Origin of the sequence: Micromonospora sp. NPDC048842, from assembly GCF_040649935.1 — a bacterium.
Lineage (GTDB): Bacteria > Actinomycetota > Actinomycetes > Mycobacteriales > Micromonosporaceae > Micromonospora > Micromonospora hortensis.
The window spans coordinates 532306-558763 of the sequence record NZ_JBEZGK010000001.1; the positions used below are offsets into that span (position 1 = coordinate 532306).

29 protein-coding genes are annotated in these 26458 nt (G+C 71.0%); 12 read left to right on the plus strand and 17 right to left on the minus strand.

The genetic code is table 11. From position 1 onward, the window contains the following. Positions 1-44: 44 nt before the first annotated feature. The 3 genes from AB0C19_RS02295 to AB0C19_RS02305 form a co-directional block, all read right to left on the minus strand. Positions 45-458, minus strand: a complete 414-nt coding sequence (locus AB0C19_RS02295) for a roadblock/LC7 domain-containing protein (RefSeq protein ID WP_355008432.1) — start codon at positions 456-458, stop codon at positions 45-47. Positions 459-463: 5 nt separating this feature from the next. Further along, entirely contained in the window at positions 464-3001 is a 2538-nt protein-coding gene (locus tag AB0C19_RS02300; protein ID WP_357178149.1) for an ATP-binding protein, read from the minus strand. 99 nt (positions 3002-3100) lie between these two features. Further along, a complete protein-coding gene (locus AB0C19_RS02305; RefSeq protein WP_357178152.1) occupies positions 3101-4513 on the minus strand; it encodes an FGGY family carbohydrate kinase in 1413 nt (470 codons plus the stop codon). A 204-nt stretch (positions 4514-4717) separates the two neighbouring features. On the opposite strand from AB0C19_RS02305, the gene AB0C19_RS02310 reads away from it, so the two are divergent. Next, on the plus strand, positions 4718-6640 hold the full coding sequence (locus AB0C19_RS02310) for an anthranilate synthase family protein (protein ID WP_357178155.1): 1923 nt from the start codon (positions 4718-4720) through the stop codon (positions 6638-6640). A 94-nt stretch (positions 6641-6734) separates the two neighbouring features. Here AB0C19_RS02310 and wrbA read toward each other — a convergent pair whose 3' ends face one another. The 4 genes from wrbA to AB0C19_RS02330 all read right to left on the minus strand — a co-directional run bounded on the left by wrbA (position 6735) and on the right by AB0C19_RS02330 (position 9335). Then, on the minus strand, positions 6735-7352 hold the full coding sequence (gene wrbA, locus AB0C19_RS02315) for an NAD(P)H:quinone oxidoreductase (RefSeq protein ID WP_238686701.1): 618 nt from the start codon (positions 7350-7352) through the stop codon (positions 6735-6737). A gap of 354 nt (positions 7353-7706) precedes the next feature. Continuing rightward, on the minus strand, positions 7707-8075 hold the full coding sequence (locus AB0C19_RS02320; protein ID WP_091404117.1) for a DUF3037 domain-containing protein: 369 nt from the start codon (positions 8073-8075) through the stop codon (positions 7707-7709). Then, the gene (locus tag AB0C19_RS02325) at positions 8072-8830 is read right to left on the minus strand and encodes a HipA family kinase (RefSeq protein ID WP_357178160.1); all 759 of its coding nucleotides are present in this window, start codon (positions 8828-8830) and stop codon (positions 8072-8074) included. The genes AB0C19_RS02320 and AB0C19_RS02325 overlap by 4 nt, the downstream gene beginning before the upstream one ends. 64 nt (positions 8831-8894) lie before the next feature. Next, complete coding sequence (locus AB0C19_RS02330) at positions 8895-9335, minus strand: hypothetical protein (protein WP_357178163.1); 441 nt, start codon at positions 9333-9335, stop codon at positions 8895-8897. Positions 9336-9454: 119 nt separating this feature from the next. Here AB0C19_RS02330 and AB0C19_RS02335 point away from each other — a divergent pair, with 119 nt between their 5' ends. Further along, positions 9455-10564 carry a winged helix DNA-binding domain-containing protein gene (locus tag AB0C19_RS02335; RefSeq protein WP_357178166.1) on the plus strand — a complete coding sequence of 370 codons (1110 nt, stop codon included), beginning with the start codon at positions 9455-9457 and terminating at the stop codon, positions 10562-10564. Between the two features lie 11 nt (positions 10565-10575). On the opposite strand, the gene malQ is transcribed toward AB0C19_RS02335, so the two are convergent. From malQ to AB0C19_RS02360, 5 genes are all read right to left on the minus strand, one after another. Beyond that, entirely contained in the window at positions 10576-12576 is a 2001-nt protein-coding gene (gene malQ / locus AB0C19_RS02340; protein ID WP_357178169.1) for a 4-alpha-glucanotransferase, read from the minus strand. Positions 12577-12753: 177 nt separating this feature from the next. Next, positions 12754-13962: a sn-glycerol-3-phosphate ABC transporter ATP-binding protein UgpC gene (gene ugpC / locus AB0C19_RS02345; protein WP_357178172.1), complete on the minus strand. Its 1209-nt coding sequence runs from the start codon at positions 13960-13962 to the stop codon at positions 12754-12756. A 10-nt stretch (positions 13963-13972) separates the two neighbouring features. After that, positions 13973-14809 carry a carbohydrate ABC transporter permease gene (locus tag AB0C19_RS02350; RefSeq protein WP_238686695.1) on the minus strand — a complete coding sequence of 279 codons (837 nt, stop codon included), beginning with the start codon at positions 14807-14809 and terminating at the stop codon, positions 13973-13975. Between the two features lies 1 nt (position 14810). Then, positions 14811-15806, minus strand: a complete 996-nt coding sequence (locus AB0C19_RS02355) for a sugar ABC transporter permease (protein WP_357178176.1) — start codon at positions 15804-15806, stop codon at positions 14811-14813. Continuing rightward, positions 15803-17089 carry an ABC transporter substrate-binding protein gene (locus tag AB0C19_RS02360; RefSeq protein WP_357178180.1) on the minus strand — a complete coding sequence of 429 codons (1287 nt, stop codon included), beginning with the start codon at positions 17087-17089 and terminating at the stop codon, positions 15803-15805. Before AB0C19_RS02360 ends, AB0C19_RS02355 begins: the two co-directional genes overlap by 4 nt. A gap of 213 nt (positions 17090-17302) precedes the next feature. On the opposite strand from AB0C19_RS02360, the gene AB0C19_RS02365 reads away from it, so the two are divergent. From AB0C19_RS02365 to AB0C19_RS02380, 4 genes are read left to right on the plus strand one after another with little or no spacing between them, the layout of a single operon-like run. Further along, a complete protein-coding gene (locus AB0C19_RS02365; protein WP_357178183.1) occupies positions 17303-17680 on the plus strand; it encodes a PadR family transcriptional regulator in 378 nt (125 codons plus the stop codon). A 3-nt stretch (positions 17681-17683) separates the two neighbouring features. Further along, entirely contained in the window at positions 17684-18379 is a 696-nt protein-coding gene (locus AB0C19_RS02370) for a hypothetical protein (protein WP_357178186.1), read from the plus strand. Between the two features lie 48 nt (positions 18380-18427). Beyond that, the gene (locus AB0C19_RS02375) at positions 18428-18751 is read left to right on the plus strand and encodes a hypothetical protein (protein ID WP_266305026.1); all 324 of its coding nucleotides are present in this window, start codon (positions 18428-18430) and stop codon (positions 18749-18751) included. Beyond that, complete coding sequence (locus tag AB0C19_RS02380) at positions 18748-19146, plus strand: hypothetical protein (protein ID WP_238686690.1); 399 nt, start codon at positions 18748-18750, stop codon at positions 19144-19146. The genes AB0C19_RS02375 and AB0C19_RS02380 overlap by 4 nt, the downstream gene beginning before the upstream one ends. A gap of 18 nt (positions 19147-19164) precedes the next feature. On the opposite strand, the gene AB0C19_RS02385 is transcribed toward AB0C19_RS02380, so the two are convergent. After that, a complete protein-coding gene (locus tag AB0C19_RS02385) occupies positions 19165-19386 on the minus strand; it encodes a flavin reductase (RefSeq protein ID WP_357178191.1) in 222 nt (73 codons plus the stop codon). A 313-nt stretch (positions 19387-19699) separates the two neighbouring features. Here AB0C19_RS02385 and AB0C19_RS02390 point away from each other — a divergent pair, with 313 nt between their 5' ends. Beyond that, positions 19700-20551 (plus strand): helix-turn-helix transcriptional regulator, encoded by an 852-nt coding sequence (locus tag AB0C19_RS02390; protein WP_357178194.1) that lies wholly within the window; start codon positions 19700-19702, stop codon positions 20549-20551. Beyond that, positions 20545-20727 carry a DUF397 domain-containing protein gene (locus AB0C19_RS02395; protein WP_112583309.1) on the plus strand — a complete coding sequence of 61 codons (183 nt, stop codon included), beginning with the start codon at positions 20545-20547 and terminating at the stop codon, positions 20725-20727. The genes AB0C19_RS02390 and AB0C19_RS02395 overlap by 7 nt, the downstream gene beginning before the upstream one ends. A 171-nt stretch (positions 20728-20898) precedes the next feature. Here the strand turns inward: AB0C19_RS02395 and AB0C19_RS02400 are convergent, their stop codons facing one another. After that, positions 20899-21285, minus strand: a complete 387-nt coding sequence (locus AB0C19_RS02400; RefSeq protein WP_357178197.1) for a hypothetical protein — start codon at positions 21283-21285, stop codon at positions 20899-20901. Between the two features lie 100 nt (positions 21286-21385). Between AB0C19_RS02400 and AB0C19_RS02405 the strand changes: the two genes are divergently transcribed. From AB0C19_RS02405 to AB0C19_RS02415, 3 genes are all read left to right on the plus strand, one after another. Further along, positions 21386-22090: a VOC family protein gene (locus AB0C19_RS02405; RefSeq protein WP_357178200.1), complete on the plus strand. Its 705-nt coding sequence runs from the start codon at positions 21386-21388 to the stop codon at positions 22088-22090. 177 nt (positions 22091-22267) lie between these two features. Next, positions 22268-22699 carry a hypothetical protein gene (locus AB0C19_RS02410; RefSeq protein ID WP_112583019.1) on the plus strand — a complete coding sequence of 144 codons (432 nt, stop codon included), beginning with the start codon at positions 22268-22270 and terminating at the stop codon, positions 22697-22699. A 47-nt stretch (positions 22700-22746) separates the two neighbouring features. After that, a complete protein-coding gene (locus AB0C19_RS02415) occupies positions 22747-23022 on the plus strand; it encodes a hypothetical protein (protein WP_210781930.1) in 276 nt (91 codons plus the stop codon). Positions 23023-23035: 13 nt separating this feature from the next. Here the strand turns inward: AB0C19_RS02415 and AB0C19_RS02420 are convergent, their stop codons facing one another. Together AB0C19_RS02420 and AB0C19_RS02425 are read right to left on the minus strand one after the other, a co-directional pair. Further along, a complete protein-coding gene (locus tag AB0C19_RS02420; RefSeq protein ID WP_357178203.1) occupies positions 23036-23821 on the minus strand; it encodes a L,D-transpeptidase family protein in 786 nt (261 codons plus the stop codon). A gap of 409 nt (positions 23822-24230) precedes the next feature. Beyond that, entirely contained in the window at positions 24231-24941 is a 711-nt protein-coding gene (locus tag AB0C19_RS02425; RefSeq protein WP_357178206.1) for an HAD family hydrolase, read from the minus strand. 171 nt (positions 24942-25112) lie between these two features. Here AB0C19_RS02425 and AB0C19_RS02430 point away from each other — a divergent pair, with 171 nt between their 5' ends. After that, on the plus strand, positions 25113-25757 hold the full coding sequence (locus AB0C19_RS02430; protein ID WP_357178209.1) for a hypothetical protein: 645 nt from the start codon (positions 25113-25115) through the stop codon (positions 25755-25757). A gap of 31 nt (positions 25758-25788) precedes the next feature. On the opposite strand, the gene AB0C19_RS02435 is transcribed toward AB0C19_RS02430, so the two are convergent. Then, entirely contained in the window at positions 25789-26367 is a 579-nt protein-coding gene (locus AB0C19_RS02435) for a TetR/AcrR family transcriptional regulator (RefSeq protein WP_357178212.1), read from the minus strand. Between the last annotated feature and the right edge of the window lie 91 nt (positions 26368-26458).

The following is a 26458-nucleotide window of genomic DNA, read 5'->3' on the forward strand; positions in this document are numbered from 1 at the left end:
TCGGCTCGGGTGAGCCGTGACCGTCCGGGCCTCGGCCGGCTCACTCAGCGGGGCAACGCCTGCTGCAACTCCGCCCGCAGGGCCGGGGTGAGCATCTCCCCCGCCTGCTTGGCCAACCGGGCCATCTCGTAGCCCACCACGCCGATGTCCGCGTCACCGGCGGCCAGCGTGGCCAGAATCGAACCGTCGCGGATCTGCATCACCAGGAAGTAGCCACGGCCCATCTCGACCACCGTCTGCTTGACGATGTCGCCGTCGAACATCGAGGCCGCGCCGGCGGTGATACTCATCAGCCCGGAGGTCACCGCGGCGAGCTTGTCCGCGTTGTCGCGCGGCAGGTGATCGGAGATCGCCACCAGCAGCCCGTCAGAGGAGACCACCACCGCGTGCGCCACACCCGGCACCCGCTCCGCGAACGCGCTCACCAGCCAGCTCAGGTCACGCGCCTCCTGGCTCAACGTCGTCACTGTCGTCGTCCCCCTTCGTCGTGCCCCCCGGACGGTGGCACGGGTATCTCGGTGGTGTCCTCAGCCTCGGCGCGCCGTACTCCGCTGTAGAGCCGCGAGAGCATGCCGCCGACCGCCTCCGGGTCCGGGTCGGTGCGGGTCGGTGCCGTCATCGGTTGTGCCGAACGGGTGACAGCGCTCAACTGCGCCATGGGCACCCGCACCGGCAATCCCCGCTCATTCGTGCCGGCGGTCACCGGGATCGTCGGTGGCGCCGCCGCGGCGGGCACCACCGGCGCGGTCGGGCCCTGCCGCGAGTACCAGCCCCCGCCCGCACCGCGAGCAGCGGCGGGGGTCAACACGTCCTCGGCGCGTACCGGCACCGGGCGGCCCTGACGCGGCACGCCGACGCCCGGCGGGCGGCCGGCCACCGGCAGGTCCCGCACCCCGCCGTTCAGCGTCGGGGCCGCGGCCTGCCGGGCTGCCTGCGGCTGCGGAACCAGCCCTCGCGCCGCGCTCGCCGCCAGCATCCGCGCCGACGGAGGCGCATCCAGCTCCACACTGCCCGCCGGCGCCAGCAACACCGCTGGTAGGGCGAGCCGGGCGACCAGGCCGTCCTCGCCGCCCTCCAACCGCACGCGGACGCCCAACCGGGCCGCCAGGTGACTGACCACGAAGTGCCCCATCCGCTCCACCGCCGCGACGTCCGCGGCCGGAGGGCTGGCCAGCACCTCGTTCGCCTGCACCAACGCGGTCGGGCTCATACCCAGACCCCGGTCGACGATCTCGACCAGCGCACCCCCCGCCTCGACCCGGGCGGTCACCACGACCACGGTGTCCGGGCGGGAGAAGGCAGTGGCGTTCTCCAGCAGCTCGGCCAGCAGGTGCACCAACTCGCCAACCGCGTGCCCGACCACGTGCACATCGGCCACCGACTCGATCCGGACCCGCTGGTACTGCTCGATCTCCGCGGCGGCGGCCAGCAGCACCGCACCGAGCCCGACCGGCCGGTTCCACCGACGTGTCGAGTCGGTGCCGGCGAGCACCAGCAGGCTCTCGTCGTTACGGCGCATCCGGGCGGCCAGGTGATCGAGCTTGAACAGGTTCTCCAGTTGGTCGGGGTCGCTCTCCTCGCGCTCCAGGTCATCCAGCAGCTCGAGCTGACGCTCCACCAGCACCTGGCTACGGCGGGCCAGGTTGACGAACATCGCGTTGACGTTGCGCCGCATCAACGCCTGCTCGACGGCGACAGTGACCGCGCTACGGTGCACCGCCACGAACGCCTCGGCCAGCTCACCGATCTCGTCGAGTGAGCGGACCACCGCCGGCGCGACATCGATGCGCGGCACCCCACCGGTGACGGTCTTGAGGCGGTCCAGGGCGTCCGGCAACTCGACCTGGGCGATCCGCAGCGCCTGGCTACGCAGCAGCCGCATCGACCGGGCGACCGACCGCCCGATCAGCAACGAGATCAGCAGGGCGGCCAGCAGGACCGTGACCACCCCGCCGACGACCAGCAGGGTCGTCCGCAGCTGATCGTCGCTGGCATCCTCTGCCTGCCGTACGGCGTCGTCGAGCACACCCGCCTCGAGCTGACGCAGCAGCTCTTGACGCTGCTGGCTGGCCGACCACCACTGCTCCGACGGCAACACCTGCGGCGACGCGGCGCCGGAGGACAGGCTGCGCTCCTCCAACCCCGTCGCGACCAGGAAACTCGGCGACACCGAGGTCTCGTCGTAGCGGCGGATCTGCGCACTGGTCGCGGCCACCCGGAACGCGCCGAGCGCGGTGAGTTGCTGACCGCGCAGGTCGGCGAGGACCACCCGGTCCTCGGTGCCGTACGCACCGGCGCGGGCGGCGGCGTAGAGCTGGGCCCGCACCCGGGAGGAGAGCTCCTTGACCCGGGCCAACTGGACGTAGCGCAGCACCGCGTCGTTCAACGCCGGCTGGTTCTGCCCCGGCGTCGGTTCCGCGAGCAGGTCGAGCAACGCCCCGACGGCCCGGTGGTAGTTGCCCAGGATGGTCTCGGTGCTGAGCACCGCCGGCGGGATCGCCGAGCGAATGTCGACCACCTGGTCGTACGCCTCCAGCGCCTCGGAGAAGGCCACCCGCCAGGACGCGTCCGCGTCGGCCAGGGGCTCGGCGGCCCGGCTGAGGTCCACGATGGCCTTGTCGGTGGCCGCCTGCAACGGCTTCAGGTCGTTCGCGGCGGCCTGCCGGTCACCACCCTTACGCAGCTCACCCAGCTCCCCCGCCGAACGGTCACGCTCCTGCTGGAGCTGGTGCACCGCCGCGGTGATCTGCCTGCCGATGCCGACCTGGCTGGAGAAGTCGTTCAACGCCGTCGTCCGCCCCACCAGGGTGCTGGTCTGCACCCCGGCGAGCAGGAGGAACGCCATCGACGGCACCAGCAGCACCGTGGCGAGCTTCGTGCTCATCCGCCAGTCGCGCAGCCGGAACGGCGAGCGCCGTCGATGCGGAACGACTCGGACATCGAAGCGGCGTCGGCGATGGTTCGACACCGCGCCGTTCGCCGGGTCGGGACCTGCCGCCACCCTGCCTCCTCCGTCCTACCGCGTCCACCGCGGTCGGGGGAGCGCAGTCCATCCAACCAGGCTCGGTACCGCTGTCAACGGCCCGGGCGAGGCCAAGGTTCAGGAAGGATACTGCGGGTGGGAACCTCCTGCCGTGGTCGGTAAAACCAGCTCGTCCGTCCGGCCGATGTCGGCGAGCTCGATCGCGTCACCGAAGCGCCCCAGCGCCACCAACGCGGCACCTGTGGCACCGATCTCCGGGTTGCGTTGATGCGACACCGGTCGCGGTGCGAGCGCGGTCGCGAAGGCCTGCCGCCACCACACCGAGGCGGCCACCGCACCACCGCCCAACACCACACCGACCGGCTTGTCGATTGTGGACTCCAGCACCCCGAGATCCTCGGCGACCAGCTCGCACAACCCCTGCATCAGCCCGGCCAGGATGTCGACCGAGGTGGTGCTGAAACTCAGACCGCGCAGCTCACCGCTGCCCGCCGGCGCCAGCCCGGGCGCCCGGTCGCCACCGAAGCGGGGATCCGACGGCCGGCCACCACCCGCCGGCACCAGCGCCAGCGCCGCGTCCAGCTCGGCGCCCCGAGGCAACCGCAGCTCCCGGTCCGCCCAGGCGAAGAGGTTGCCGCCGTTGGCGTACGCGGCCCCGGTCACCACGTGGTCGTGGTCGACCCGGTACCGCCACAACCGCTCGGGCAGGCGCGGCATCGGCTCGCCCGCCGGGATCCGCTGCATCAGCCGTACGGCAGCGGAGGTGCCCACCGTGACGGCGGCCCGGCTCGGGTCGACGCAGCCCGAGCCGACGTTCGACGCCCCACCGTCGCCCACCGGCGGTGACCAGCGGGCCTGCGCCAACTGCGGCCACCGACGGGCCAGGTCGACCCGGAGCCGGCCGTGCCAGTCCAGTTCGCCCAGCGGCGGCAGCTCCTCCGGCCGCGCCTCGGCCAGCGTCAGCGCCTCCTCGTCCCAGCGCAGGGTGCGCAGATCCAGCAGACCGGTCCCGGAGGCCTGGGAGATCGACATGGGTGCCGAGTCGAGCAACTCGCCCAGCACGTACTCGGGCAGACCCACGAACCGGGCGATCGGGGTGCCGGACTGCTCACGCAACCAGGGCAACCGCATCGACCAGTACGAACGGTGCCACCAGCAGCCGGTGCGCTGGTGGAAGCCGTCCGGGTCGGCCGGCCCGGCGGTGCGCCCGACCGGGGCGGGCCGGGTGTCCAGCCAGGTGACCACCGGGCCCATGGGGGCGCCGTCGCGGTCCAGCGGGAGCACCGAGTGCCACTGGGCGGAGACCGCCACCAGGCCGACGTCGTGCAGGTGCCCCGAGTCGGCCAGCTCGTCCAGACACTCGACAAGGCTGGCCAGATAGTCCCGACCGGACAGCGTGCCGGTGCCGTCGTCGCCAATGGCGAGATCGACCTTGCGGCGGGCCAGAGCGCCGGGCAGCGGCTGGGTGTCCGCGTCCAGCACCAGCCCGCGTACCGAGGAGGTGCCCAGGTCGAGCGCGAGAATGTTCATCGCCGGTCAAGTTACCCCGTGCCAGCCTGCCGACGGGCGCGTAGGGTGGATCACATGCTCGCGCAGTTGACCAGTTGGTGGCCCGCCGACCCGGCGGCCATCTCCCGCGCGTAGCTCCATCCACGCGGCCGCCATCGAGGCGGTCGCCGGATCTCCCGGCTCCAGGGCCGCTCGACGGCGGCACCCAGCCCGACGGAGACTCCGATGACCCACCTGACCGACCTGCTCGCCGCCGTCGCGCACGGCGTCGACCCCGGCCCGTTCGCGCTGCTGCGCCGCGAGGGCGCGGACGACCTGGACCTGTTCACCGGCCCGGTCGACACCGTCGAAGCGCTCACCGACCTCCCGCTGCCGGCGGGCCCGCCCGGGGCACGGACGCTCGCCCTGGTGCCGTACCGGCAGATCACCGAACGTGGCTTCGCCTGCGTCGACGACGCCGCACCACTGGAGTTCCTCCAGATCCGCGAGCACCAACGGATCACCCTGACCGACGCCCTCGCCGTGCTGCCCGACGAACCGGTGCACACCACCGACGCCGGCTTCGACGTCAGCGACGAGGAGTACGCGCGGACCGTGCAGCGGGTGTTGTCCGAGGAGATCGGCCGCGGCGAGGGCGCCAACTTCGTCATCCACCGCGCCCTGCACGCCACAGTGCAGGGCCCACCGCTGGGGGCCGCGCTCGCCGCACTGCGTCGGCTGCTGATCGCCGAACGCGGCGCGTACTGGACGTTCGTGGTGCACACCGGCACCCGGACGCTTGTCGGCGCCAGCCCGGAGCGGCACGTCAGCGTCGACGACGGACTGGTGATGATGAACCCGATCAGCGGCACCTTCCGCTGCCCCGGTGGCGTCGCTGACCGGGCGGCCCTGCTGCGCTTCCTCGCCGATGAGAAGGAGATCGAAGAGCTGTACATGGTGCTCGACGAGGAGCTGAAGATGATGGCCACCGTCGCCGAGCACGGCGGGCAGGTGATCGGGCCGCAGTTGAAGGAGATGTCGCACCTGGCGCACACCGAGTACCTGCTCGCCGGACGGGGCACCCGCGACGTGCGGGAGGTGCTGCGCGAGACGATGTTCGCCCCCACCGTCACCGGCAGCCCGATCGAGAACGCCTGCCGGGTGATCGCCCGACACGAACGCCGGGGCCGGGGCTACTACGGGGGCGTGTTGGCGTTGCTCGGCCACGACGAGGCCGGCCGGCAGACGCTCGACGCCCCGATCCTGATCCGGACCGCCGAGATCTCCCCCACCGGCCGACTGCGGGTGCCGGTCGGCGCGACACTGGTCCGGCATTCGACGACGGCCGGCGAGGTGGCCGAGACGCACGCCAAGGCCGCCGGGGTGCTGGCCGCGCTCGGCCTCGGGCCGGCCGCGGCCGTCGGCGACCGCGGGCCGGTCGCGCGGCTGGCCGACGACCCGGCGGTACGCGACGCGCTGGCCGCGCGCAACGCACCGTTGGCACGGTTCTGGCTGGACCAGCGCTCACCGGACGCACCCGGACTGCCCGGACTGGTCGGCCGCCGAGTGTTGATCGTGGACGCCGAGGACACCTTCACCGGAATGCTGGCCCACCAACTGAGCGCGTTGGGCCTCGCTGTGACCACCCGCCAGTGGCACGCGAGCGGCCCGGTCGACGACTACGACCTGGTGGTCGCCGGTCCCGGACCGGGCGACCCGGGCAGCGCGGACGAGCCGAAGATGCTGGCGCTGCGCAAGCTGCTGACCGGACTGCTGACCACCGGCCGTCCCACCCTCGCGGTCTGCCTCGGCCACCAGGTGCTGGCCGGGCTGCTGGGGCTGACGCTGCACCGCCGGGACGCGCCCTACCAGGGGTTGCAGCGGGAGGTGACGCTGTTCGGGCGGACCCGCCGGGTCGGTTTCTACTCGACGTTCACCGCCCGCTCCGAGGTCGACCGGCTGACCACCGCGTACGGGCCGGTGGAGCTGGCCCGGGACCCGGACGACGGCGCCGTGCACGCCCTGCGGGGGCGCGGCTTCGCGGGGGTGCAGTTCCACGCGGAGTCGGTGCTCAGCCCGGACGGGCTCGCCGTGCTCAGCGAACTGGTGACCGGGCTGCTGCCCGCGACGCGCCCTGACGAGCTGTCCGCGACGCGCCCGGGCGCATAGTCGCCCCGGCCCGGGGGTAGGGCTGGATGGACCGGCGGCGCGGACGGGCCGAGAGCCCCCGCCCGCGCCGCCGGTCGCCCTCGTTTGTCAACCGTCAGCCGGCCAGGCCCGCCTTCAGCGCGGCACCCAGCTGCACGGCGCGCCGGGCGGTCAGCGCGCAGGCCCCGAGCGCCACGGCGTCCGGGGCGATCTCCCCGTTGTTGCTCGTGTGCGAGGCGCCGTACGGGTTGCCGGCGATGAACTGGCTGGTGTCGGTGTAACCGGGGGTGACCACCACACCGCCCCAGTGGTAGAAGACGTTGAAGAGCGAGGTCAGCGTGGTCTCCTGCCCGCCGTGCGAGGTGCCCGTCGACGTGAAGGCGGAATAGACCTTGTTGACCAGCCCGCCCTGGCTCCAGAGCGGGCCGGTGGTGTCGATGAACTGCTTCAACTGGGCGGCGATCATGCCGTACCGGGTCGGCGCACCGAAGATCGCCACGTCGGCCCAGGTGAGGTCGTCGAGCATCGCCTCGGGCACATCCTGGGTTTCCAGGTGGTGCGCCTGCCAGCCGGAGTTGGAGCGGATCGCCTCGTCCGGCGCCAACTCGCGCACCTTGCGCAGGCGCACGTCGGCGCCGGCGTCCCCGGCGGCCTCACACACGGCCTGCGCCATCTGGTAGGTGGTGCCGGTGGCGCTGTAGTAGATCACCGCTACCTTGGTCTGGGCAGCCATCAGAGTGTCCCCTTCTCGTCTCGGATCAGCTCCCGCGACTACCCGCTGCGGACGTGCTCTAACGACAGCCTCCGGCGCGGCCGGCCACCGGTCCGCCGGAGGCGGACGTGCTCTAACGACAGCCTCCGGCGCGGCCGGCCACCGGTCCGCCGGCTCAAGTTTTCCGCAACTTCCCGGTCGTTCCGGCCCGACGTCGCGCGCGGACCGCGATCCTGGTGCCATCGGTGCCGGCGGGTTCGAGCCGCCGCCCCGCACCGGGCACCTGAACGGGGGATCGCGCTCCGCCGGCAACGGCGCTGGCGTAGCGCGATCAGGGGACGATCACCGCTCCCGCGCCCCTGCCCTCGCCTCGGCTCAGCGGACCAGGGTCGCCATCAGCCGGTCCAGCTCGGCCGCCGGGTCGACGGTGAGACCGGTGTGCACCGGCCCCGTCTGGATCATCGTGCTGCGCGGTGCGGCCAGCCAGTGGAACCGCTCACCGAGCCGCATCCGGGTCGCCGGCCCGTCACCGGAGCAGGTCCGGTCCCAGGAGTCGAGCACCGCGGCCACCGCCGGCAGGTCGACGTCGGGCGCCAGCGCGCGAACCCGGTCGGCGTCCAGGTGCGTCCGCGCGGCCAGGAAGTCGCGCTGCTGGCAGTAGAGCAACACCCCCACGTTGATCTGCTCACCGCGCTCGATGCGCGGCACGAGCCGGATCAGCGCGTACTCGAAGGGTTGCCTCATGCCCCGCTCCCCGATGGCAGCCAGTCGGCCGTGCGGGCGACCCGGCGGGACAGGTGATCCAGGTACGCGCCGCGCGCCGCGTCGGCCGTCTCGAAGTCGGCGGCGGTCAACCACTCCCCCGGCACCAGGGCCAACACCTCGGTGAGCAGCTCCGGGGTGACCTGGGGGGCCAGCTCGGCGTCGGCCTCGGCCAGCCGCGACGCGTACGGCGCCAGCACGTGATCCTCCGCGCGGTAGGCCCGGTGCACAGCGGCCTCGGCGCGCGGCCAGTTGTGGTGGAAGTACAGCGAGGCGCCGTGGTCGATCAGCCACAGCTCGCGGTGCCAGACGAGCAGGTTCGGGTTGCGCCAACTCCGGTCGACGTTCTCCACGTACGCGTCGAACCAGAGCACCCGGGAGGCCAGCGCCGGGTCGACGGGGTGCGCCACCGGGTCGAAGCCCAGCGCCCCGGGCAGGAAGTCCATCCCAAGGTTGGCGCCGCCGCTGCTGCGCAGCAGCTCCTGCACCTCCTGGTCGGGCTCGGCCCGCCCGATCACCGGGTCGATGTCGAGGACCACCAGCGGCGGCACCCGCAACCCCAACCGGCGCGCCAGCTCACCACAGATCACCTCGGCGATCAGCGCCTTGGGCCCCTGCCCGGCGCCGCGGAACTTCGCCACGTAGGTGCCCAGGTCGTCGGCCTCCACCACGCCCGGCAGCGACCCACCCTCGCGCAGCGGGGTGACGTAACGGATCGCGGTGACCTGACGGAGCACGCCGCCCACCCTACTGGGGCCGACCGGGACGGGTGGCGGGCCGGCCCAGACCGGCACGAGCGGGTCAGTCGAGCTTGTCGCGCAGCTTGTCGACCTGGGTCTGCAAGCGGTCCACAGCGTTGTCGTTGTTGACGAACGTGGTGATGCCCGCGGCCAGGCCGAGCCCGATCAGCACGGCCAGGATGCTGAGCACCAGGCCGCCGATCGACACGCCACGACCGGTGACCCCGGGTCGGCGCGCCATCTTGAGGCCGACGATGCCGAGGATGATCCCGATGATGCCGAGCACCAACCCCAGCCAGGCGAGGATCGCCGTCAACACGCTGAACAGACCGGCCACTCCGAACACCAGGGCGAAGGTCGCCGCGGCGCTCGTCTTCGCGCGCGCGTCCCCCCGATGGCCACGGGATCCGGCCGTTACGCCGGCGCCCCGCGCCGGCTCGCTTGCGGCAGTCATGAGATTCCCTTCCGTACGCGCGGCGCGCGCACTTCCGGCGAGCCGCATTCCCCCGACGACCGCCGTTACGCCTCCCACCAGCAGGAGTGTCGGTGGTCGGCCCTAGGCTGGCCACCCGGCCACCCAACCGGCCTTGCTGGCCACCCGGCCACGAAACGGAGCGCCCGATGCCTGTCGACCTCAGCGCGGCAGACGCGCTGGCGCTGCGGATGACCAGCCTGCTGCTGCGCCCACACCCGAGCACCCACCCCGGCACCGTCGCCGAGGTGGTCGAGTGGTTCGGCGCGATGCAGGCACAGGACCTGGCCAGCGGGCTGTGGTCGCTGGGCGCCCGGCTACCCGGTCAGAGCGTCACCGACGTGCAGGCGGCGTTGGAGCGACGCGAGGCGCTGCGCACCTGGCCGATGCGGGGCACCGTGCACCTCGTCCCGCCCGCCGACGCCCGCTGGATGCTGGAGCTGACCGGCGTACGATCCCTGGCCGGCGCGGCGACCCGGCGGGCGCAGCTCGGGCTGACCGAGGCCGACGCGGACCGGGCGGCGGAGGTCCTCGGCGCCGCGTTGGCCGGCGGCGGTCGGCTGACCCGCGCGCAGTGCCTGGCCACCCTGCGGGCGGCCGGCCTGGGCACCGACGGGCAGCGTGGCTACCACCTGCTGTGGTATTCGAGCGTTCGCGGCGTGACCTGCGTGGCGCCGAACGTCGGCACCGAACAGACCTTCGCCCTGCTCGACGAGTGGGCACCCACGTCCCGCCGGCTGGAGCGGGATGAGGCGCTGTCAGTGCTCGCCCACCGCTACGTTCGCGGGCACGGCCCGGTCACCGACCGCGAGTTCGCCGGGTGGAGTGGCCTCACAGTGACCGACGCCCGGCGCGGCCTGGCCGCCGCCGACGACGCGCTGAGCACGGTACGCGTCGACGGCACTCCGATGTACGTCGACGCGGCGGTGGCCGACGCGCCACGCACCGCGCCGGACGACGTGCTGGCGCTGCCCGGCTTCGACGAGTATCTGCTCGGCTTCCGGGACCGCACGCTGATGCTCGACCCCGCCCACCAGGCGGCCGTCGTGCCGGGCAACAACGGCATCTTCCAGGCCACAGTGGTCCGCGCCGGGCGCGTGGTGGGCGTGTGGAAACGCAAGGTCGGCCGCACCGCTGTCACAGTGACGATCCAGCCGCTCAGGGCGCTCGACGTCGCCGCGCGGGCCCGGGTGGAGCAGGCGCTCGGGCGCTACGCCGACTTCCTCGGGCTGCCGGCCCGCTTCGACTGGCTGACCTGACCCGGTGGCGGTTACTGCCGCGGCGGTGCCGGGTCGGCCGGTCGTGGGCGGGCGGCGCTGAGCAGGTCGACGATCCGGGCCACCCGGGGGTCCGCGCGGATCTGCGCCACGCTGGCCGGCAGCGGCAGCCGCCAGTTCGGATACTCGTCGACGGTGCCCGGCATGTTGGGTTGGCGCACCTCACCCAACACGTCGTAGAGGGAGACGCCGAGCAGCCGGGTCGGGCTGGCCGCGAGCGCGGCGTGCATCGCCACCACCACCTCACCGTCGTCGGGCGTGGTTGCCGGTTCAGCCGACTCGGACCCCGGCGTCGGCTCGGGCAGCAGGTTCTCGGCAGCCAACATCGTGAGCAGCCGGTCCCGATCGGCGGTGGCGCGGGCCTGCTCCACCGCCACGTCGGTGCCGAGCAGCTTCAACTCGTCGCGCACCCGCACGTGCTCACCGGTCAGGAACCCCGGCGCGGTGGGCAGGTCGTGGGTGGAGATGGTGGCGAGGGCGCTTCGCGGCCACCGGGCCGGCGGGACGAAGTCACCGGCCTCGTCGCGTGCGAACCACAGCACTGTCGAGCCGAGCATGTTGCGCCCCCGCAACCCTCGGGTCACCGCCGGTTGGACGGTGCCGAGATCCTCACCGACCACCACAGCGCCGGCCCGGTGCGCCTCCAACGCGAGGATGCCGAGCATCGCCTCGGCGTCGTAGCGCACGTAGGTGCCCTCGGCCGCGCCGCCGCCCGGCGGCACCCACCACAGTCGCCACAGGCCGGCGACGTGGTCGACCCGCAGGCCACCGGCGTGCCGCAGGACGCGGCGCAGCATGTCCCGGTACGCGGCGTAACCGGTGGCGGCGAGCCGGTCCGGGCGCCACGCGGCGAGCCCCCAGTCCTGACCGAGCTGGTTGAAGTCGTCCGGTGGCGCGCCGACCCGCACGCCCTGGGCCAGCACGTCGGCGAGCTGCCACCCGTCCGCGCCGCCCGGGTCGATGCCGACGGCCAGGTCGTGCACGACACCGACCGGCATCCCCGCCGAGCGGGCCGCCGCCGTGACGGCGTCGAGCTGCTCGTCGCAGAGGTGTTGCAGCCAGGCGTGGAAGGCGACCCGGTCGGCGAGGCGGCGACGCTGCTCGGCGACCGCAGGGGCGTCCGGGTGGTGCAGCTCCGCCGGCCAGGCCCGCCAGTCGTTGCCATGCCGCTCGGCGAGCGCGCACCAGGTGGCGAAGCTGGTCAGCGCCGGGTCCGCGGCAAGATCCATCGGCTGGGCGTACGGGTGCAGCAACTCCAGGGCGCGCCGCTTGGCAGCCCACACCTCGTCGTAGTCGATCAGGGGCCCCCGGTCGGGACGCAACGCGTCGACCACCGCACGGGTCGCCGGGTCGGCCGCCCGGTACGCGGCGGTGTCGCTGACCCGCAGGTAGAGCGGATTGACGAAGCGTCGACTGGCCGGCGAATACGGCGAGGTGGCCACCGGGTGCGCCGGCCCGACCGCGTGCAGCGGGTTGAGCAGCACCAGACCCGCCCCGTTGGCACCGGCCCAACCGGTGAACTCGGCGAGATCACCGAGGTCGCCCATGCCCCAGGAACGCTCCGAGGTGAGCGCGTAGAGCTGGAGCATCCACCCCCAGCTCGACGGCGGCACCGGCAGCCGGCGCGGCACCACCACCAGTGTCACCTCGCGGTCGGCGCAGGCCAGCCGGTGCCAACCCAGCGGCAGGTCGGCCGGCAACTCACCGTCGACCGCGCGGCGGCCACCGTCCTCCAGGGTCACCACCCCCGGGCCGGGCAGCGCCCGGCCGCGACCGTGGGTGAGCACGACAGTCTCCGGAAGGGCACTCCGGTCGACGGCACGGGCGGCGACGAGCGCGTCGGCGATCGCCGACGGGCTGGTGGCGTCCACGCCGAGCAGCCCCAGCACACCCACCACGGTCTCCGGTGCGACATCGACGCGGCGGTGCCGCCAATCCTCGTACCAGGTGGAAACACCGTGCGCGTTTGCCAGCGCGGCCAATCGTCGATTCATCCCGCCCCCGCCTCACGACGAAACCTGCAACCACCCTGCCACGCCAGCCCACACGCCGCAGGACACGGCGCCCCGCGCGCCCTCGCCGCGCCGATCTTGCACTTTCTGTCCCGACAGAAGGGGCAATCCATCTCATGCCGACAACCGAAAGTGCAAGATCGGCGCGAAAATGGGGCGTCAGTCGGCGAGCGCGCCGGCGGCCCGACCCTCGTGCAGGGTCAGGTTGCGGCCGTTGGCCGGGTCGAACAGGTGGATCTTCTCCAGGTTGAACCAGACTCGGCGCGTCTGCCCCTCGGCTACCGGGGACTCGGCTGACAACCGGGTCACCAGATTGCCGCCGCCGCCGGCGAAGTCGGCGGCGCCCGCGTCGGCGGCCAACTCCTCCAACTCGGCGGCGCTGGCCTTCTCCCCCTCGACCGTGAAGTAGACGTACTTGTCCGAGCCCATCGACTCGACGATGTCCACCGGCGCCTCGAACTCCATGCCCCGCCGACGGGTGTCGTCGTCGACCAGTTCGGCGTCCTCGAAGTGCTCGGGCCGGATGCCGAGGATCAGCTCACGGGGCGCGTCAGCCGCCTCCAACTCCCGGCGGACCCGGTCACCGATCGGCACCGTGCCCAGGGCGGTGTGCAGCTCGCCGTCCTGCACGGCGGCGTGCAGGAAATTCATCGACGGCGAGCCGATGAAGCCGGCAACGAAGAGGTTCTTCGGGTTGTCGTACAGCTCCTGTGGCGGCCCGACCTGCTGCACCGCACCCCCGCGCATGATCACCACGCGGTCGCCGAGGGTCATCGCCTCGGTCTGGTCGTGGGTGACGTAGACGGTAGTGGTGCCGAGCTGCTTCTGCAGGCGGGACACCACCGTGCGCATCTGCACCCGCAGCTTGGCGTCGAGGTTGGACAACGGCTCGTCCATCAGGAACGCCTTCGGCTGGCGGACGATCGCCCGGCCCATCGCCACCCGCTGACGCTGGCCACCGGAGAGGTTGGCCGGCTTGCGGTCCAGCAGCGAGGTCAGCTCCAGCACCTTCGCCGCCTCGTCGACCTTGCGGTCGATGGTCTCCTTGTCGAGCTTCGCCAGCCGCAGCGGGAACGCCATGTTCTCCCGCACTGTCATGTTCGGGTACAGCGCGTACGACTGGAACACCATGGCGATGTCCCGGTCCCGGGGGGCCTTGTCGTTGACCCGCTGCCCGGCGATACGCAGCTCACCGGAGCTGATGTCCTCCAGCCCGGCGATCATGTTGAGGGTGGTGGACTTTCCGCAGCCGGAGGGCCCGACCAGGATCACGAACTCGCCGTCGGCGATCTCCAGGTCGACGTCCTGCACGGCGACGGTCCCGTCCGGGAAGCTCTTGCTCACCTTGTCCAGCACGATGTCAGCCATGACTACCCACCTATCCCTTTACCGCGCCGGAGGTCAGACCGGACACGATGCGACGCTGGAAGAAGAGAACGAACAGGATGATCGGAACGGTGATCACCACGGCGGCGGCGCAGATCGCCCCGGTGGGGTCCTCGAACTGCGACGCACCGGTGAAGAACGACAACGCGGCCGGCACCGTGCGGGACCGCTCGGTCGAGGTCAGCGAGATGGCGAACAGGAAGTCGTTCCAGCAGAAGATGAAGACCAGGATCGCGGTGGTGAACAGCCCGGGCGCGGCCAGTGGCGCGATGACGCGCCGGAACGCCTGGGCCTGGGTGGCGCCGTCCATCTTCGCTGCCTTCTCCAGATCCCACGGGATCTGCTTGAAGAACGCCGACAGCGTGTAGATCGCCAGCGGCAGCGCGAAGGTGATGTACGGCAGGATCAGCCCCAGCCAGGTGTCGAAGATCTTGAGCTGACGCTCGATCTCGAACAGCGGCGACACCAGTGACACCTGCGGGAACATCGCGATCAGCAGGGAGACGCCGACCAGCAGTTTCTTACCGGGGAAGTCCAGCCGGCTGATCGCGTACGCGGCCATCGCGCCGAGCACCACAGCGATCAGCGTGGCGATCAGCGCGACGCCGATCGAGTTGACCAGCGCCCGGACGAACTGGTCGGTGTCGAAGATGGTCCGGTAGTTGTCCAGCGTCCATTCGCGGGGGATGAAGTTCCCGTCGGTGAGGGTGGCCGGTGTCTTGAACGACAGCGACGCGATCCACAGCACCGGGACCAGCGCGAAGACGACCACGAGGACGTCGAGCAGACCCCAGCGCAGCTTTGCCCTGGTAGTGGTTTCGACAGCCATGTCAGCGCCTCTCTCCGTCGTCGCTGCCCGGAGCAGCGGTGCCGAACAGCTTCACGAAGACGAAGGCGATGATCGCCACAGTGATGAAGATCAGCACCGACATCGTCGAACCGATGCCGAGGTTGAGGCCCCGGATCAGGTTGTTGTAGGCGAGCATCGACACCGACGACGTCTCGTTGCCTCCGGCGGTCAGCACGAAAATGTTGTCGAAGACCCGGAACGCGTCAAGGGTGCGGAACAGCAGCGCGACCAGGATCGCCGGCTTCATCACCGGCAGCATCACCTTGGTGAACTTCTGCCAGGCGGTCGCGCCGTCGGTGGAGGCCGCCTTGAGCAGGTCCTCGGGGACCAGCGCCAGCCCGGCCATCAGCAGCAGCGCCATGAACGGGGTGGTCTTCCAGATCTCCGCCAGCATGATGATCGCCAGGGAGCTGGCCCGTTCGGTGAGCGGCGCGCCGTCGCTGAACAGGTCGGCCAGGTAGCCGGTGCCGGGCGTCCAGGCGTACCGCCAGGAGAACGCGGCGACCACCGTGACGATCCCGTACGGGATCAGCGCCGAGGTCCGGACCAGGCCGCGCCCGATGATGGTGCGGTGCATGATGATCGCCAGGCCCATGCCGAGCACCAGCTCGACGGCCACGGTGACCACCGTGATCAGCATGGTCACCCCGAACGCCGTCCACCAGAACTCGTTGGTGAGCACAGTGACGTAGTTCTCCAGCCCGATGAACTCACGCTGGTCGGGGAAACGCAGGTCGAAGCGCTGCAACGAGAGCCAGACCGAGTAGATGATCGGGTACGCGGTCACCGCGATCATGACCAGCGCGGCCGGCGCGCAGAGCAGCAGGCCGAGCCGGCGTTCGGCCTTCTTGTTCTCGCTCAACGGGGGCTTGCGACGGCCACCACGCTGGGTGGGCACTGTGGCGCGCCGGTCGGTGGATTCGCTGGTCTCGTCGGCGGCGACATCGGCGCCGGCCGGCGTGGCGTTGATGCTCACGGCAGGACCCCCTTGGATTGGAGGGCGTCGGCGATGGCGCCGCGCAACTCGTCGGCGGTCTGCTGCGGGCGGATGCCGGACGGCGGCGACAGGATCGCCGACATCACTGTGGAGATGCTCTGGTAGGCGGGGGTCAGCGGACGCGTCGCCGGTTCCTTCAGCTCCTCGAGGATGGTGTCCTTCATCGGGTACGCCTCGGTCATCTCCGGGTCGTCGAAGACCGCCTCGATGGTCGGCGGCACACCGTCGTTGATGGCGGAGAACTTCTGGTGCTCGGCGCTGCGGATGCACCGGGCCGCCTCGAAGGTCTGCTCCGGGTGCTTGGAGTAGGAGCTGACCGCCAGGTTGACCCCACCGATGGTGACCTTGCTGGGGGTGCCCTCGTCGATGCCCGGGATCCGAGCCCAGCCGACCTGCTTGGCCAGCTCCGGGTTCGCCTCCTGGAGAGCCGGGTAGACGAACGGCCAGTTCACCTGGAACGCGCCCGCGCCGGACTGGAACTCCAGCCGAACCGGGTCCTCGGTGGCGTTGCTGAACGACGGCGAGGTCACGCCCGACGTGGCGAACTTCTTCAGCTGCTCCAACGCCCGGACCGTGCCCTCGTCCATCACGGCCTTCGTGCCGTCGTCGCTGAGGATCTTCCCGCCGGCGCTTTCGGCAAGGGTGTTGTAGAGGACGACCAGACCCTCGTACTGCGCGCCCATGGTGAGCACCTGGTACGGCTTGCCCTGGTCCTTGAGCTGCTGGGCCGCGCTGATCATCTGGTCCCAGGTGGTCGGCGGCTGCGGCACCAGGTCCTTGCGGTACCAGAGCAACTGGACGTTTGTGTTCTTCGGCGCCGCGTACAACTTGTCCTCGTACCGGGCGGTGTCCAACGGCCCGGCGAGGGTGCCCTGCTCGACCTCGGCCTTGTCCTGGCCGGTCCACTCGCGGATCCAGTCGGCGCTGGCGAACTCCTGGGTCCAGGTGACGTCCAGCCCGAGCAGATCCATCCCGCTGTCCTCGGCGGCCAGTCGGCGCACCATCTGCACCCGCTGGTCGTCGGCCTGCCGGGGCAGCACCCGGTAGGCGATCTCGTACCGTCCCTGGGCCTGCGCGTTGCAGTCGTCGACGACCTTCTGCAGGTTTTGCTCGGGCGGGTAGTACAGGTTGATCGTCGGTGGGCCACCAGCGTCGTCCGCGCCACACGCGGCCAACGGCGCCACAAGTGCCAGCGCGGCAGCCGCCGCGCCCAGCCGAACAACCGGCCGGCGTCGGTGTCGAGCCGTTTCGGGGTCCGTCATCGCCCTCCCCCTCTCCTCGGCGAAAGACCGGGGAGGGCATCCGTGCCCCGGCGCACGGCGAGCCGATCCCGAGCCGGCAAGCTGCGGAAACTCCGGCCCGGATGCTCTGTAGCGGCTACTCTGCCCCACCCGTGAAGTCGCGAAACCTGGCTGTCACAGCGGAAGTCCACACCGCTATATCGTGACGCCGAATAGCGAGGTAGTATGTGTCGCATGGTAGCGGCGGAGAGCCAGTCCATCGACGACAACGACCGGCAGACCCAACTCCTGCGGGGCGCGCTGGACATGTGCCTGCTGGCGCTGCTGGCACGCGAGCCAGCGCACGGCTACGAGCTGGTTCGGCGAATGGAGACGGCCGGCTTCGGCGCCATCAGCTACGGCACCATCTATCCCCTGCTGACTCGCATGCGCCGACTCGGCCTTGTCGCTCACGAACAGCAGGTCAGCCCGACCGGCCCGCCCCGAAAGGTCTACGCGCTGACCGGGTCCGGTCGGATCCACCTGGATGCCTGGCAGAAACAGTGGAACCGCTTCACCGACACCGTCGACGCCGCTCTCTGTCCGCTCGACCACAACCCCACGAGGAGTTGACCCATGGACACCATCGACCGCCTTCTGGGCGAGGCCGACCAGACGTGGCGCGGGGACGGGGTCGGCTCGGCCGATCGGGCGGCACTCGCCGCGGACCTGCGCCTCGACCTACGGGCCGCGGCTGCCGACGGGGGCGATCCCACGCAGTTGATCGGCGATGACGTGGCCGGCTTCGCGCGGCGGCTCGCCGACGAGGCTGGCGTCCAGCGGGTGCGTGGCGACTACGGCCGCATTCTCGGCACCGCGCTGATCGGCGCGCTGCTCGGTGTCGTGCTCGGCTTCGGCCTCCTGATGGCGGCCTACCCGGCCTTCGTCCGCATGGTCGACATCCCCCGCTCGATCGACGTACCGGTCCAGCTCGCCGTCGCCGTCTACTACGGCATACCGGCCGCCGTGGTCGTCACGGGAGCGGTCATCGCGGTGCGGACCCGGCTTCGCGACCTGCCCAGGATCCGGCGGACGGCTCAGTTGATGAGCGTCCTCATGCCGGTGGCCGGCATCGTCATCACGCCGATCACCGTCGCCTTCGCCCGGACCACCGACTACAGCGCGGCACCGCCGGTGGTGATCGCGGAGATCGCCATGGTCCTGGCCGCGCTCGCGGGCGCCACGGTGCTGGCGCGTCGCTTGTCACTGCGCGAGGGCCGGACCGACTCCGACACCTCGCACCCGGAAGCCACCAGAGTCAACCCCGCCTGACGGTACGAGCAGCGCCAGTCCGGAGTATGACAGGTGTAAGCTGCGCGTATGACAGAGCCTCAGCGCCGCTTCACGATCTCCGTCCCCCCAGACGTGAGTCAGATCCTGGAGAGCCAGGGCAACCGCATGGCCAGTGCCTACGTCACCGAGTCGGTGCGTCGGCGCAAGCGGGTGGAGCAGCACAAGGAGTTGTTGCTCGCCGCCGGCATTCACATCACTGAGCAGGGTGTGGCCGAGGCTCGGGCCCGCCGCCTGGGCGTGGAGGCTGAGTGGCCTGCGGAGCGGTTCGAGGCGGAGCGCGCCAAGATCCGCGCCGCCATGGAGGCCGAGATGAACGGTGACGACACCGCGCCCCGCGCCGACGCCGCATGACCTCGGAGACAACACCACCAGTTCGGCTCATCCTGGACCGGTCGGCCCTGCTGGGATACGCCGTCCTCCGGACGGTGCACGTGGGCGAGCCCGTCCACGAGGTGATTGAGGACGGGGTGCGGTTCGGGGTGCCGGTGGTGGCAGCGACCGAAGCGTTGACCATGGCGACCGGCAAGGACCTGGCCCTGCTGCACAAGCTGCTGGCCTTGACTTCCTGCGCGCTTCTACCCGAGCAGGCGGAGGATCTACCGGAGCTGACCTTCTGGCAGCGCAGGACCCGCCGTTTCGACCTGGCCGCAGCCGCCGTGGCGGGCCTGACCCACGACGCCGCGGTGCTGACCAGTGAGGGGCCCGGATACTCCGACGGGGTGCCACTGATCCCCTTTCCGGGATGAACGACGGCTGCCCGAGCGTCAACCCCGGGCCCTGGCCCAGGAGAGGAAGCGCTCGGTCATCCCGGTCGGCGGATGATCCGGGTGGAGTTGGGTGAGCTGGTTCGTCGCCTCGTGCATCAGAGTGCCGAGGTAGATCAGCAGCGCGGTCCGGCTGGTCCGGTACTCCGTCAGCAGGGCGAGCTTGGCCGGTTGGCAGGGCCACTCGGCGCCACAGTTGCGGCACCGCCACAGCGGGCGCATGGCGACATGCGGGACGGGCGGCCGGACCACCATCACCGCCACCACGTCGAGGGCTGCTGGCCTGTCGGGGTGAGCACATCGACCTCCTCGGGGACGGGGACGGGGCCGCTCCCGCAAGGGGGAAACGGGAGCGACCCCGGAGGGCAGGGCCCACCGCCGCCATTCCGGCCACCAGCGGACCCGCCACTGGTGACAGTCTGGTGATGAGGCGACTACCGTCGATACGTGGTCGCGCCATCTGTGCAGCTCAGCGGTCCAGGTGAGCACCCATGACGGACACGCCGAGCCAGACTGAGCAAAGGTTGGGGAATCGATGGGGACCGTCACCGACTACGTGCTGGAGGAACTGCGTCTGTTCCGGACGGGGTCCGGGCTCAATCAGGACGACTTCGGCCGGGGCATCGGCTATTCGGGTTCGCACGTCAGCTCGGTGGAGACCGGCGGGCGACCGCCCACGAAGGAGTACATGAGGGCTGTCGACACCCACCACCAGACCGGCGGACGCTTCCTCCGCATGCTGGACGGGTTGGCCCGGCTCGACGCCGAGCCGGCCTGGCTGCGCGAGTGGATCGAGTTCGAACGGGAGGCCACCACGCTGCGCTGGTTCGAGTTGGCGTACGTGCCGGGCCTGCTCCAGACCGAGCGGTACGCCCGCGCGACGTTGGCCGGTGGACGGTTCGACGCCGAGGACGTGGACCGGATCGTCGCCTCCCGGCTGGAGCGGCAGGCGATCCTGCACCGCCCACGCCCGCCGCAGCTCATCGCCGTGCTGGACGAGGCGGTGCTGCACCGCCCACGCCCGCCGCAGCTCATCGCCGTGCTGGACGAGGCGGTGCTGCGCCGGCCGGTGCTCGACCAGCCGGGCCTCATGGTCGAGCAGTGCGAGCACCTGGTCCAGTTGGCGACGGCGGAGCATATCCAGGTGCACATCGTGCCGGTGGATGCTGGGATGTATCTGGGGCTGGCCGGTCAGTTCATCATCGCCGAGATGCCGGACGGTGAGCGGGTGGCTCACGCCGACAACCAGCTCACCGCGCAGTTCGTCGATGCGCCCACCGACGTCGCTAAGCTGGCGAAGACGTGGGAGATCGTGCGGAACGAGGCGCTCCCCCGCCGGCAGTCAACCGAGCTGATCAAGGAAGTGGCGAAGTCATGGGCATGCTGACCCCACAGTGGCGAAAGTCGACCCGGTCCGGCGGCAACGGCGGATCCTGCGTCGAGGTCGCCGACAACCTGCCGAGCGTGGTGCTGGTGCGCGACACCAAGGACCGCGACGGCGGCACCCTGCACGTCGACCCGACGGCCTGGAAAGCGTTCGTCGCGTACGCCAAGCAGCACTGAACACGAAGCTCGGAGAAGACCCCTCGACCTAGGGCACTCTGAGATCTTGGACAGTTTCCGTTATGACAGAACGGAAACTGTCCAAGATCTACCCGGAAAGGTCCCGCGACCGCCGGCAGTCAGTTCGATGACGAACTACCGCCCCGGCCATCGGACAGCAGCGGCCTGACCTCAGCTTGCTATCGCTGCTTCCTGCGTTTCCGGCTGGGTGCCCGGACGGGCGAGCCGGGTCGCGGCGCCCGCGAACACGGCACCGGCGATGGTCAGGGCGAGAATCTGCAAGGCCGGCCCCAACGGGTAGTAGGGGCCGGGTGTGAATGCGCTGTGCACGGTGAAGACCGGACCGACGTCGCCGTGATCTCGGAATGTCCGCAGCACGTTGCCGTACAGGGCTACTGCCGGCAGAGCGAGCGCGATCAGCGCGACGGCCCAGAGCCCGGCGGAGGCGCGTCGCCGTTCGGCCGACGCCTCCACGATCCGGTAGGCGAGTGCCGCTGCGAACAGCCACCCGACGACAAGTCCGGTCAGGATGCCCATCACGATCAGAGGTAGGAACATGGGCCTGCTCTGCGCCCAGCCGTCGTTGAGTTGCGCAACGGAAGGTCGGCGAAGGACCTTCTGCCCGGACACGTTCGCCCGGACCAGGCATGCTGGGACGATGATCGCGCGCTTCAAGGACCTCTGCCTCGATGCCGCCGACCCGCTCGCACTGGGTGCCTTCTGGGCCCGGATACTCGACGGCGACGTGGCCGATGCCGGTGACGACGACACCCGGGTGGACCCGCGCTCGGCGCGCTCCAACGCCGAGTCCATCTGGGTGAACAAGGTGCCCGAGCCTCGGGTCGGCACGACTCGCGTACACCTGGATCTGCGGTTGGCCGACGCGGACCCGGCGGCGCTGCTCGCGGACGGCGCCCGGCTGGTCCGCGAGCCGGCCGGCGACGCGTCCTGGTGGGTGCTCGACGACCCGGAGGGCAACGAGTTCTGCGCGTTCCCGGCCCGAGAGGGCACCCGACCGGGCCCGTTCGAGCTGGTCGTGGACTCGGCCGACCCGGCGGCGCAGGCGACCTGGTGGGCCGGGGTGGTCGGCGGCACCGTCGAGCACGAGTCGAGCAGTTCGTCGGTGGCCGGCGCTGCCGGGTTCCCCTGGGACTACTGGGTGTTCGTCGGGGTGCCCGAGCCCAAAACGGTCAAGAACCGGCTGCACTGGGACGTCGACCTGGTCGACCCGGAGCCGAGCGCGCTGATCGCGGCGGGCGCGACGCTGCTGAGCGAGCCTCTCGACGAGGCGCACTGGTGGTGGGTGCTGGCCGACCCCGAGGGCAACGAGTTCTGCGCCTTCGCACCACGCCCCACCGGGTGAACGACCGACTACCGAGAGCGGGCGTCGTCGGCTAGCGTTTTCCTAGCCGGCGCGTTCGCCGCCGCCGTCGACACGCCTCCGGCCGACCCCTGCCTGCCCGATCGGTTGGTAATCGCGGGAACGTCCCACCGCCGCACCCCCGGTTCGGCAGGATCGTCCCAACGAGGAGGTGCCGTCGTGCAGGACACCCGCGCTCTCGCCCTGACGTTCGAGGTGAGCGGCCTGCCACCGGTCAAGACCGAAGCGTTGTCCATCTTCGCCGCCGGACACCGGCAGGCGACGAGGGTCCGCACCCTGCTCCAGGCCGCCCTCGCCGCGGCCCAACGCACCGGCTGGACGCCGCTGCCCGGGCCGATCGAGGTGGACCTGGTGTTGCGCTGCCCGCCCGGGCACCGTACGTCCGACGCCAGCACCCTTCTCGGCGGCGTCTGCGCGGTGTTGCAGGACAAGAAGCGGGTGTCGAGCATCGGCCTCGCCCACCTCGGCGTGCTGGTGGACGTCGCACTCTACGACGACGACCGGCAGATCCGCCGGCTGTCGTACCACGAGGAGCCGGCGGAGGAATTCTCGTACCAGGTGCGGGTCGCCGCCGTACCGACCGGGGTTTGACCGACGTCCGCGGTGGGGTATCGCGGACGCCGACGAAGGGAGCACCGATGTCGGAGCCACATGTCACGCTCGACCCCCGCGGGCTCGATCCCGTGCAGCAGAAGCTGCGCGGCCCGCTTGAGGAGCAGCTGACCTCGGCGCTTCAGGCGGCCACCGAGCGGGTCCGCTCCGGCTACGCCGGCGAACCGGTCGAGCAGGTCTGCCAGCGACTGTTGGAGGAGACCCGCTCCGGGTTGCATCCCGACATCGCTGCCGGGTTCAACCCGGACATGGACGAGTTCTGCCGGGTTGCGGTGGCGATCGTCCGGCGCGAGGCCGGCTGAGTCGCGGCGGCTCTCAGTATCGGCTGAGCTGGGCGTACGGGCTGAGCACGATGCGAGGTGAGAGCGCCGGGTCAAGCCACTTGAGCACGTCGACCAGGTGAGAATGGGCGAGGGAGACGCAACCAGCTGTGGCGTTGCCGGCGCTGGTGCTGAACTGGTGCAGGAAGATCCCGCTGCCCGCGTTCGGCACCGGCTTCGGCACGTTCGGCGGCATGTTGTAGGTGATCACCGCGAAGTGCGTGTACGCGGGGACCTCCTTCCACAGTGCCTCGCTGGCCCCGCCCGGGTTGGTCGCACTGTGCTGGAAGGTGTTGTAGAGCGGGGACGACGGGTTCTCGTTCCACCAGTCACCGCTGACCAGCGGGTGGTAGGGGAATCGCATGCCCGGGTTCGCGGCGATGCCGTACATGGTGGGGCCGATCGAGTAGACGCCGGTCGGCGTGGTCGGCACACCCTCCACGTGGTTGTCGCTGAAGCCCTTCGAGCCGATCCGGGCGGGCAACGACGCCGAGGCCGGCTGCCAGTTGCTCCGGACCCGCACGAACGCCTCCAGCGTGGCGTAGGTGGTGGTGTAGCTGCTGGCCCCGACGATGATCACCTGCTTCGTCTCCGCCGGCAACGTGGTCAATGCGCTGGCGCGGTTGCGGGGCTGCCACTTCGGCAGGGGTCGCTTCACCACGGCCGTGCCCGAGCCCGGCAGCAGCGGCCGGTCCGCCGCGAGTGCGGGCGCGGCCGGGGTGAGCACCGCCGGGGTGACCAGACCGGCCGCCGCGCCGAGGAGGAGAGATCTGCGCTTCATGCCGCCATCCTGACAGTCGGACCGGCGTGCGGTCTGCCCCGCTCGCAGCGGTCGAACGATTCGCGGGCCGAGTCAGGACCGGGTCCGCAACTACCCGGCCCTGACCCTCGGCCGTCCGGCAGGGAAGCGGACAGCTCCGGCACCCCGCCGCGCGGGCGTGGCACGACGCCACGCGCCAGAACGGGGTGAGCCAGCCACTTCGCACTCAGCTCCACGGTGCTCACCCGCCGAACGCCGACGCGCCCCGACACACCCCGAAGGGTCGTGAGCGCCGGACCAGGTTAGGCGCGCTCCGACCGGCCGGACAAGCCGCGTCGGACGAGCGGCGGCAGGACTGATCCCACGCTGAAAATCGGGCAGGACGGCGTAACACGACCATGATCGCCGACGCTGTTTGGCTTCGGTACGGTCAGAAGTGGCGCAGCAGGTCCCGGAACGCGGCGAGCCGCAGCACCCCGCCGTCGGTCGGGTCCAGCTCGTCGTCCTCCAGCACCCAGGTGTTCGCGTTCGGAATGAACACCGCGTTCAACCCAGCGGCCCGCGCCGGCAGGATGTCGGACTTCGGGGAGTTGCCGATCATCCACGCGCCGTCCGGCGCGAAGCCGTGCTCCCGAGTGAGCCACCGGTACGTGTCGACGTTCTTCTCGGCGACGATGTGCGCGGCCCCGAAGTGGTGCAGCAGACCGCAGGCGTCCAGCTTGCGCTGCTGCTCCTCCTGGTCGCCCTTGGTGAGCAGCAGCAACTCGTGCCGGCCGGCCAGCTCGTCGAGCGCGTCGGCCACCCCGGGCATCAGCTCCACCTGGTGCTCGACGAGGGCCATCGCCAGCCGGTCGATCTCCTGACGTTCGGAGTCGGTGGCCGGCCGCTCGCGCAGCCGCTCCAGGCACTCCGCCAGGCTGCGCAGGAAGACCTTGCTGCCGTACCCGTGCGCCACCGCGTTGGCCCGCTCGATGTCGTCGAGAACGACCCGCAGCGCGGCCCGGTCCAGGGTGGGGTGGTCCAGCCAGCCCAGGAAGTCGTCGATCACCCGCTCGAAGACGACGTTGTTCTCCCACAACGTGTCGTCCGCATCAAAGATCAACACTTGCGCCTGTCGTCGCGCCGCCACGTCGACCGTCATGCCATGCCCTCCCCGTGCAACAGCCCCCAAGGCCGAGAGACAGGATAGGCGGGAGATCGATGGGAGATCTTCCTGATTTTCGTGAACCGTTCCGGCGCGGCCGTCGTCGAGCGGAGGCGACATCCATGATGATTCCCGCCCAGGTTCGGGACGGCTCGTGAGGAGTACGGCATGGTCACCAGAAAGTGGGTCACCGGCGCGGCGATGCTGGCCTGCGCCAGCGCGCTGGTGGCGTGCCAGGGCGGTGCGGACAAGGCGCCGGGCACCGCGGCGGGCACGCCGACGCCGTCGGGCACCGTGACGGGCGCGCCGACGCCGACGGCAGCGGCGCCGACCACGTCATCGGCGGCGGCGACCGACCCACTGCTGTCCGGCAAGCGCGAGGTCACCATCACCCGGGTGCAGGGTTCGGGGCAACCGTTGGAGATCAGCGGGCGACTCGAGGAGGGCGGCGACAGCGGCGGTCGCATCCTGTTCGTGCCGACACCGATCGGCGGCGACCGGTACGTGATCAGGGCCTTCGGCACCAAGGACGACCACCCCGCCAACGACGACCCGTCCTGCTGGCAGGTGAACGGCCTGGACATCGAACCCGAACTGACCATCGGGGCCGTCGTCTGCGACCAGGACGACCCGATCCAGCGGTTCACCATCATCGCCAAGGGCGACGGCACGTACGCGATCGGCAGCGAGACCCGATTCCTCCAACACCTCCCCGGCAACGGCCTCGTCCTCAAGGAGTTGGGCAACGCCAAGCTGAACACCACGTTCCGGTTCACCGACAAGGGCCCGGCCGACCGCCAGCCCATCAACTGAGCACGACCGGGGGCGTCGGCGGCGGCCCTGGTCAGGGCCACCGCAGCAACCGTTGCGCGATCAACGCCTCGCGGTCCTCCTGCCCCTCGGGTCGCAGCCGACCACCGCGGGTGAGCATCACCACGCCGTGCAGCAGGCTCCAACCCACCTCGGCCAGGGTGTCCGGGTCCCGCCCCTCGGCCAGCGGGGTCAGGGCCGCCCGCAGCTCGGCGAAGACCGCCCGCGGCGCGGCCGGCACACCATCCACGCCGAGGGCCAGGTCGGGGGTCAGCGCGAGCATCGCGTCATAGACCTCAGGATTCGTGTACGCGAAGTCGAGGTACGCGGTCGCGACCGCCGGCCAGACCCCCTCGGGGCTCCCGACGGTCTCCGCGTGCGCCTCGGCGAGGTCGGCGGCCAGATCGGCGAAGGCGCACACCGCGACGGCGGCGATCAGCGCCTCCAGATCGGCGAAGTGCCGATAGATGTCGCCCATGTCGATCTCGGTTCGTTCGGCGAGCCGTCGAGTGGTCACACCCGCCCAGCCCTCCGTCTCGGCCAGCTCTCGCGCGACAGTGACGATGAGGTCACGCCGGTCCTGTTCAGTGGCCTTCTCGGCAGGTCCGGGCACGCCCACGAGCGTAGAGGCGTACACCTGCCGTAGTGGTCGGGTGACGGATTGGTGACTGTTGTGGGACGCCGGCCCCTTCGCTCCACGTGCC